Consider the following 7,460-nt stretch of genomic DNA (forward strand, 5'->3'; position numbering starts at 1 on the left):
TGATGATGCAGTCGATCATCGCCAACAAGCTGAAGCAATGCCGCCCCGACATCCTGGTCCGCCCGGCAGTGTCGAGATACCGGGTCCTCGATTTCCTGAAGATCGACGCGCTGATGAACGAGACGGTGGATATCAAGGACGAACTGAAGCGGCAGGTGGAGAAGGCGGTGGAGGCGAGGAATAGCGCCGCCATCAAGGGGAGACGGGGCAAGCAGGTCGGGTGAGGATGCATCTCCCCATTCGATCTGAAAGGCTCCAACCGATTACGACTTAGCCGCCACCGGCGCATACTCCAGCGCCACAACGCCGTTGCTGAACGGCGTGGCCGAAATCAGTTCGAGCGACACCGGTTCGCCGCCTGGGAACAGCGGCTTGCCTTGGCCGACGGTGCCGGGATAACTGAGCAGCCTGACGCGGTCGACCAGGCCATGGCGCAGCAATTCCTGCGCGACGCTGAGGCTGCCATGCACATAGATGTTGCCGCCGCTGCCTTGCTTCAGCGTCCTGACCGCTTCCGGCAGCGGTCCCTTCAGCAATTCGGCAGGCTTCCAGTCGAGCGCCTTCAGGCTGTTCGACGCGACATATTTCGGCAGCGCGTTGAACCGTTCGGCAAAATCTCCGGTTTCCGTCGGCCAGGAGCCGGCAAAGATCTCATAGGTCGTGCGCCCCAAAAGCATGGCGCCGGTGTCGGCAAGCTCGTCCTCCTTGAACCTGTTCATCTCGTCGTTCCAAGTCATGCTTGGCAGCTTCTCGACCTCGGCAATGCCATCGACGCTGATGAATTCGGTGACGATAAGTTTTCGCATGGCGTTCTCCTTCTTCGCTCAAAGGACGGACCGCGCAGGGTCATTGCGACACGCTTCGTGAAAAATATCACTGTGCGGGCGGAGGCGCCGCGTTCAAGGGGAGACAGCGGAAGAGGACAAGGGTGAGCCCTGGTGAAACGCAGGGCTGGCCGGTAAACCCGTAACCCCACCGCTCGTCTTCAGTCCTTCGCCCGCTCCACATAAGCCCCATCCGCCGTCATCACCACCACGCGGGTGCCCGGCGCGATGTGGGGGGGCACCAGGGTGCGCACGCCGTTGGACAGCACGGCCGGCTTGTAGGACGACGAGGCCGTCTGTCCCTTGGTCGTCGGCTCGGTTTCCACCACTTCGAAGGTGGCGCGCTGCGGCAGCACCAGGGAAATGGCAATGCCGTTGAACTGCGACACCTGCACGGCCATGCCTTCCAGCAGGTAAGGTGCCATGTCGCCGACCACGGCTTCCGACACCGCCACCTGGTCGTAGGTTTCCGGGTTCATGAAGTGAAAGCCTTCGCCGTCGCGGTAGAGGAAGGTGTGCTCGCGCTCTTCGACATAGGCGCGCTCGACCTGCTCGGTGGTGCGGTAGCGTTCCGAAACCTTCACCCCGTCGCCGATGCGGCGCATGTCGAGCTGCGTTACCGGCGTGCCCTTGCCTGGGTGGATGTTTTCGGCAAAGAGGATCACATAAAGCTTGCCGTCCTTGTCGACGACATTGCCTTTGCGGAGCGAACTGGCGATGACTTTCACCACGGTTTTAAATCCTGCAAGAAGAGTTGACTGGCGTTTGCCGGCTAGTGCGGCGCTGGATGGGGGCCTACCGCATCTTGGCCGCCGCCGCCAGCCCCCTTCCACCATGTTCCGAGCCGCATGACCGAAGCTTCGCCCTGGTGGACGCCTGACGTTCACGCCGACCGCCGCCCGCGGCTGATGCTGCGCAATGGCATCGCCGCCGGCCTGCGCGACTGGTTCGCCGCCCATGATTTCGTCGAGGTGCAAACGGCGGCGCTGCAGGTCTCGCCCGGCAATGAGGCGCATCTGGCGGCTTTCGCCACGGAAGCGGTCGGGCCGGACGGTGCAAGGGCGCCACTCTATCTCCACACCTCGCCGGAATTCGCCTGCAAGAAGCTGCTCGCCGCCGGTGAAACCAGGATTTTCAGCTTCGGTCCGGTCTATCGCAACCGCGAGCGCGGCCCCTTGCATCATCCCGAATTCACCATGCTCGAATGGTACAGGGTGGGCGAGGCCTATGAGAGCCTGATGCTGGATTGTGCGGCCTTTCTGGCGCTGGCCGCGACAAGGACAGGGGCGACTCTTTTCTCTTTCCGGGGCCGCGACTGCGATCCGTTTGCCGAGCCGGAACGACTGACGGTGGCGGACGCTTTCGCCCACTATGCCGGCATCGACCTGCTGGCCACGGTCGCCGCCGACGGCAGCACCGACCGCGACGCGCTGCACGCCGCCTTGACCTATGCCGGCCTGCGCACCGCGCCCGACGACAGCTGGGCCGATCTGTTCAGCCGGGTGATGGTGGAAAAAATCGAGCCGTTGCTCGGGCAGGGCCGCGCGACCATCCTGTGCGAATATCCCGTCGCCGAGGCGGCACTGGCGCGGCCGAGCCAGCGCGACCCGCGCGTCGCCGAGCGTTTCGAGCTCTATTGCTGCGGCGTCGAACTCGCCAACGGCTTTGGCGAACTGACCGACGCCGACGAGCAGCGCCGGCGCTTTGTTATCGAGATGGACGAGAAGCAGCGCGTCTATGGCGAGCGCTATCCGCTGGACGAGGATTTTCTCTCAGCCCTTGCCATCATGCCGCCGGCCAGCGGCATCGCACTCGGCTTCGACCGGCTGGCGATGCTGGCGACCGGCGCGCAAAAAATCGAGGACGTGATCTGGACGCCTGTCGCCTGAGGGCGGAAAGATCTGGCCTATTCGATTCCAGGGATCAAGACTGGACCGTGACCCCGAACCAAGAGACCACATGATCGGTACTGGATTTCAAGGTCAATCGGGAAGATCTACAGTGGCTGCTTCTGAAACGGTCGAAATCGCCATTGTCGGCGCCGGAGTTGTCGGGCTGGCGACGGCACTTCGCCTTGTCGCGGACGGCCGCGAAGTCCTGCTCATCGATCCGAACGAGCCGGGCTCCGGCGCGTCGTTCGGCAATGCCGGAACGATCGCCGAATATGCCTGCATGCCGGTCGGCACTCCTGCGGTGCTGCGGGCATTGCCAAAGCTGCTGCTTGATCCCGACAGCCCGTTTTCGCTGCGCTGGCCGGCGCTGCTGCAGCTGGCGCCATGGCTCGTTCGGTTCATGCGGCAATCGCTGCCGGCGGCCACCCGGGCCAATGCACTGGCGCTCGCCGGACTGCTGGCCGACGCCCTTCCAGCCTGGGAAGACATGGTCGGGGAGGCCGGGCTGGAGGACCAGATGCGCCGCAATGGCTGTCTTTACCTCTATCGCCGCTTGAGCGATTTTGCCGCTGGCGCCGGCGGCCGGGCAATGCGCGCTGGGTTTGGCATCCACCAAGAGGTCCTGACTCCCGAAGAGGTGGCGGCGCTTGAGCCGGGCCTGCCGGCGACAGCAGCGCATGGCGTGTATTTTCCCGACTCGATCAATGTCACCGATCCGGCAATGGTGATGCGGCGGTTGCTGGGCGCGGTGAGTGCCCGTGGTGCATCGGTGAAGCAGGCAGAGATCACCGGGCTGCAGGTCGAGGCTGACGGTGTGCAGCTCAGCGGACCCGGCGTTCGCATCAAGGCTGGCACGGTGGTGATCGCCGCCGGTGCACGGTCGCGCGCACTGGCCGCGCAGGCCGGCGACAGGATTCCGCTCGAGACCGAGCGCGGCTATCATCTGGAATTCCAGACCGACGCGCCGCTGCTCAACCGACCTGTCTGTCCCGTCGATCTTGGTTTCTACCTGACGCCGATGGCTGGCCGCTTGCGGGTCGCCGGCACCGTCGAACTCGGCGGCCTGGTCGCGCCGCCAAATCCGCGCCGGCTGGCGCTGCTTGACCGTGGCGCCAGGCAAATTTTTCCCAGGCTCGGCTCGCCTGCCTCGCAATGGCTCGGCTTCCGGCCGTCCCTGCCGGATTCCAGGCCGGTCATCGGCGCTTCGCGCGGCAGCTCCCGCGTAATTCATGCTTTCGGGCACGGCCATCTCGGCCTGACGCTGGCTCCGATCACCGCGCGGCTGGTCGCCGACTTGATCGGCGGACGCGGCGATCCGGCTCGGCTCGCACCTTTCGCGGCGGGCCGTTTCGGCCGTTGATCGATGGATGCCCTCGATCTGAGCTAGTGCGCGAAAACCTGCTCCAGCGAGCGAAAGCCCTTGAATTCCAAGGCATTGCCCGAGGGGTCGCGGATGAACAGCGTTGCCTGTTCGCCGGGCTCGCCCTTGAAGCGGACCATCGGCCGTTCCAGCCAGTCGATGTCGTCGCGCGCCTCCAGCCGTGTCGCCAGGCGCTGCCAGTCGTCCATCAAGAGCACCGCGCCGAAATGCGGGATCGGCACGACAATGCCGTCGACCTTGCCGTCGCTGGGGGCCTGTGCGGCCTGCGGCCGCAGATGCGCCGACATCTGGTGACCGTAGAGGTCGAAGTCGACCCAGGTCGCTGACGAGCGGCCGATCGCGCAGCCCAGCACCTCGCCATAGAAAACGCGGGTTTCATCGAGATCACGGACCGGGAAGGCGAGATGGAAAGGCGTCATCGAAATGCTCCGTGCAGGCTGCGAACCGATTTTGCGTCACAGGGTTCGCGGTTTGAACCGTCCGCCCTGCATTTTGATTGAAGCCTATGCCATTGCACAAGCCGGACCGGAACAATAGATGGGTGGGCAACGGCCGCACACCGGCCGCACCAGCAGGATTTCAGGCATGACCGACATATCAGACGCAGCAAAATTGACCGACCGCGTCGCGGCCCTGGTCGAGGCTGCCAAAAAGGCCGGCGCCGATGCCGCCGACGCGGTGGCCGTGCGCGGCCGCTCGACCGGTGTGTCGGTGCGTCTCGGCAAGGTCGAGGCTACCGAAGCTTCCGAAAGCGAGGATGTGGCGCTGCGCGTTTTCGTCGGCGGCCGCGTGGCGAGTGTCTCGGCGACAGCGGCGTCCGACCCGAAAACGCTGGCCGAGCGCGCCGTGGCGATGGCGAAAGTGTCGCCGCAGGATCCCTATCAAGGGCTGGCCGATCCGGCATTGCTCGCCAAACAGACGCGCGATCTCGACCTGTTCGACGCCACCGAAGTGTCGGCAGACCAGTTGAAGGAAGCCGCATTGGCGGCGGAAGCGGCAGCGCTTGCCGTCAAGGGCGTGACCAATTCGGCCGGCGCCAGCGCCGGTGCCGGGCTGGGCGGCCTGGTGCTGGCCACCTCGCACGGCTTCCTCGGCCACTATGTCGGCTCGCGTTTTTCGCGCTCGGCCAGCGTTATCGCCGGCGAGGGCACCGGCATGGAGCGCGACTATGAATTCTCCTCGCGCCAGCATTTTGCAGATCTCGATGCGCCCGAGGACATCGGCCGCAAGGCCGGCGAGCGCGCCGTGCGCCGCATCGGCGCGCGCAAGGCGGCGACCGGGCCGGTCGACGTGGTGTTCGACCCACGCGTCGCGCGCGGCATCGCCGGCCATCTCGCCGGCGCCATCAACGGCGCCTCGGTCGCGCGCAAGACCTCGTTCCTGCGCGACATGATGGGCAAGCAGGTGGCCGCCTCCGCCATCACCGTCACCGACGAGCCGCTCCGGCGACGTGGCCAGGCCTCGCGTCCGTTCGACGGCGAAGGCGTCGAGGGCGAAAAGCTGTTGATGGTCGAGAAGGGCGTGCTCAACCACTGGTTCCTGTCGACCTCGGCTGCAAGGGAGCTGGGCCTCGTCACCAACGGCCGCGGCGCACGCAGCGGCTCCTCCGTTACGCCATCCTCCACCAATCTCGCCATCGAACCCGGCGAGCGGTCGCCGGAAGAGCTGATCAAATCGCTCAAGACCGGCTTCTACGTCACCGAGGTGTTCGGCCAGGGCGTCGACATGGTCACCGGCGAATACAGCCGCGGCGCTTCCGGTTTCTGGATCGAGAATGGCGAACTGGCCTATCCCGTCGCCGAGGTCACCATCGCCTCGAACCTGAAGACGATGTTCCTCAACATGGTGCCGGCCGATGACCTCGACCGCAATTTCGGCACCGCGGCGCCGACGCTCCTGATCGAAGGCATGACCCTTGCCGGAGCATGACCTGACCACTGCCGGAGCCACCGAAGACTTGCCGCTGCTGCGCGATGCCGCCCGCGAGGCGGGGGTGATCGCCATGCGCTACTTCGGCAACAGCCCGCAAGTCTGGATGAAGGGCGGCACATCACCGGTCAGCGAGGCCGACCACGCGGCCGACGCCTATCTGCGCGAAACATTGCTGGCGGCGCGGCCGGATTATGGCTGGCTGTCGGAAGAGACAGTTGACGATCCGGTCCGGCTTTCGGCACGCCGCACCTTCGTCGTCGACCCGATCGACGGCACGCGCGGTTTCCTGGAAGGCCAGCGCACCTGGTGCGTCAGCGTCGCCGTCGTCGAGCATGGCCGCACGCTGGCCGGCGTGCTGGAATGCCCGGCGATGGAGGAGACCTATTGGGCGCTGCCCGGCCAGGGTGCTTTCCGCAACGGCAAGCGCATTGCGGTTCGCAAGCTGGCGGAAACGGCCGAGATTTCCGGGCTGAAGCAGTTGACCGACCTGATGCCTGCCGAATGGCAGGCGCGGCTGAAGCGGGCGCCTTACAGCCCTTCGCTCGCCTATCGGCTGGCCATGATCGCCAATGGCGCGCTGGACGCCACTTTCGTCAAGCCGAACGCGCATGACTGGGACATTGCGGCGGCCGACCTCATCCTGCGCGAGGCCGGCGGCCAGCTGCTCGACCAGCATGGCCGCGCTCCACTTTATGCCGGCGAGGTGACTCGTCACGGCGCCCTTGCTGCCGGCAGCGGTGAATTGCTGGCCGTGCTCGCCGGCGTCATCGCCGGTCTGGACACGTGAAAGCGTTTTCCCCGGCGAGATGAATTCATCTCGCCCTAAAGGTTCCAAAGTCGGCGGCTTTGGTCTAGACCTGTGACAAACTCACGATATGTGAAGGACCGACATGGCCGCGGAAGACGGAAAGAAACAGCTTTTGCATCTGGTGTTCGGTGGCGAACTGAAGAAGCTTGGCGGCACCGAATTCCGCGATCTCGACGGGCTCGACATCGTCGGCATCTATCCCGACTATCAATCCGCGCACACGGCGTGGAAAGCCAAGGCGCAAGCCAGCGTGGACAACGCTCACATGCGTTACTTCGTCGTTCATCTGCACCGGCTGCTGGACCCCGACAACAAGGCTGCCGGTTGACTTCGATGGAGCATGACCTGGCGAAAGGGCCAGCAAGCGATGCCGCGCCCACGGGCAGGGGACGCAGCCGCACGACCAAGGCCTTCTGGCGCAAGATTCGCCAACCGCTTGCGCAGTCGCGATTCGTCAAGAACGCCATCGCCAGCCTGTTCGCCCAGTTCGTCCGCTTCGTGCGCCTCACCAATCGCGTCGTCGAGGGATCGGCACGGTTTTCGGGCGGTGCCTATACCGAGTTCGAGCCTGGCATCATCGCCTTGTGGCACGGCCAGCATCTGCTGACGCCTGCCTATTATCC

General features: G+C 65.1%; 8 protein-coding genes and 2 pseudogenes. 7 read left to right on the top strand and 3 right to left on the bottom strand.

Annotated elements, in window-relative coordinates; genetic code table 11:
* Nucleotides 1-224, top strand: a pseudogene (locus EN949_RS30765) (patatin-like phospholipase family protein); the annotation flags it as partial.
* A 39-nt stretch (nt 225-263) separates the two neighbouring features.
* Here the strand turns inward: EN949_RS30765 and EN949_RS30770 are convergent.
* The gene (locus EN949_RS30770; protein WP_063167724.1) at nt 264-806 is read right to left on the bottom strand and encodes a dihydrofolate reductase family protein; all 543 of its coding nucleotides are present in this window, start codon (nt 804-806) and stop codon (nt 264-266) included.
* Nucleotides 807-985: 179 nt separating this feature from the next.
* Nucleotides 986-1,555, bottom strand: a complete 570-nt coding sequence (gene efp / locus EN949_RS30775) for an elongation factor P (protein WP_013532351.1) — start codon at nt 1,553-1,555, stop codon at nt 986-988.
* A 117-nt stretch (nt 1,556-1,672) separates the two neighbouring features.
* Between efp and epmA the strand changes: the two genes are divergently transcribed.
* The gene (gene epmA / locus EN949_RS30780; protein WP_063167725.1) at nt 1,673-2,713 is read left to right on the top strand and encodes an EF-P lysine aminoacylase EpmA; all 1,041 of its coding nucleotides are present in this window, start codon (nt 1,673-1,675) and stop codon (nt 2,711-2,713) included.
* 112 nt (nt 2,714-2,825) lie between these two features.
* Nucleotides 2,826-4,076 (top strand): FAD-dependent oxidoreductase, encoded by a 1,251-nt coding sequence (locus tag EN949_RS30785; protein WP_082826431.1) that lies wholly within the window; start codon nt 2,826-2,828, stop codon nt 4,074-4,076.
* 23 nt (nt 4,077-4,099) lie between these two features.
* Here EN949_RS30785 and EN949_RS30790 read toward each other — a convergent pair whose 3' ends face one another.
* Nucleotides 4,100-4,516, bottom strand: a complete 417-nt coding sequence (locus EN949_RS30790) for a VOC family protein (RefSeq protein WP_013532348.1) — start codon at nt 4,514-4,516, stop codon at nt 4,100-4,102.
* Nucleotides 4,517-4,682: 166 nt separating this feature from the next.
* On the opposite strand from EN949_RS30790, the gene EN949_RS30795 reads away from it, so the two are divergent.
* The 4 genes and pseudogenes from EN949_RS30795 to EN949_RS30810 all read left to right on the top strand — a co-directional run.
* Nucleotides 4,683-6,026 (top strand): TldD/PmbA family protein, encoded by a 1,344-nt coding sequence (locus EN949_RS30795; RefSeq protein WP_013532347.1) that lies wholly within the window; start codon nt 4,683-4,685, stop codon nt 6,024-6,026.
* Nucleotides 6,013-6,816, top strand: a complete 804-nt coding sequence (locus EN949_RS30800; RefSeq protein WP_013532346.1) for a 3'(2'),5'-bisphosphate nucleotidase CysQ — start codon at nt 6,013-6,015, stop codon at nt 6,814-6,816. Before EN949_RS30795 ends, EN949_RS30800 begins: the two co-directional genes overlap by 14 nt.
* Before the next feature lie 103 nt (nt 6,817-6,919).
* Nucleotides 6,920-7,165, top strand: coding sequence for a DUF4170 domain-containing protein (locus tag EN949_RS30805; RefSeq protein ID WP_013532345.1), 246 nt, complete (start codon nt 6,920-6,922; stop codon nt 7,163-7,165).
* A gap of 5 nt (nt 7,166-7,170) precedes the next feature.
* Nucleotides 7,171-7,460: pseudogene (locus EN949_RS30810) on the top strand (hypothetical protein); the annotation flags it as partial.

The organism is Mesorhizobium sp. M7A.F.Ca.US.007.01.2.1 (assembly GCF_003998165.1).
In the GTDB taxonomy this organism is placed as follows: Bacteria; Pseudomonadota; Alphaproteobacteria; order Rhizobiales; family Rhizobiaceae; genus Mesorhizobium; species Mesorhizobium ciceri.

What these genes read in the sequence shown, in the direction of transcription:
- EN949_RS30805 (WP_013532345.1), top strand. Translation starts at nt 6,920, where the DNA reads ATGGCCGCGGAAGACGGAAAGAAACAGCTTTTGCATCTGGTGTTCGGT.
- EN949_RS30790 (WP_013532348.1), bottom strand. Translation starts at nt 4,516, where the DNA reads ATGACGCCTTTCCATCTCGCCTTCCCGGTCCGTGATCTCGATGAAACC.
- EN949_RS30795 (WP_013532347.1), top strand. Translation starts at nt 4,683, where the DNA reads ATGACCGACATATCAGACGCAGCAAAATTGACCGACCGCGTCGCGGCC.
- epmA (WP_063167725.1), top strand. Translation starts at nt 1,673, where the DNA reads ATGACCGAAGCTTCGCCCTGGTGGACGCCTGACGTTCACGCCGACCGC.
- EN949_RS30770 (WP_063167724.1), bottom strand. Translation starts at nt 806, where the DNA reads ATGCGAAAACTTATCGTCACCGAATTCATCAGCGTCGATGGCATTGCC.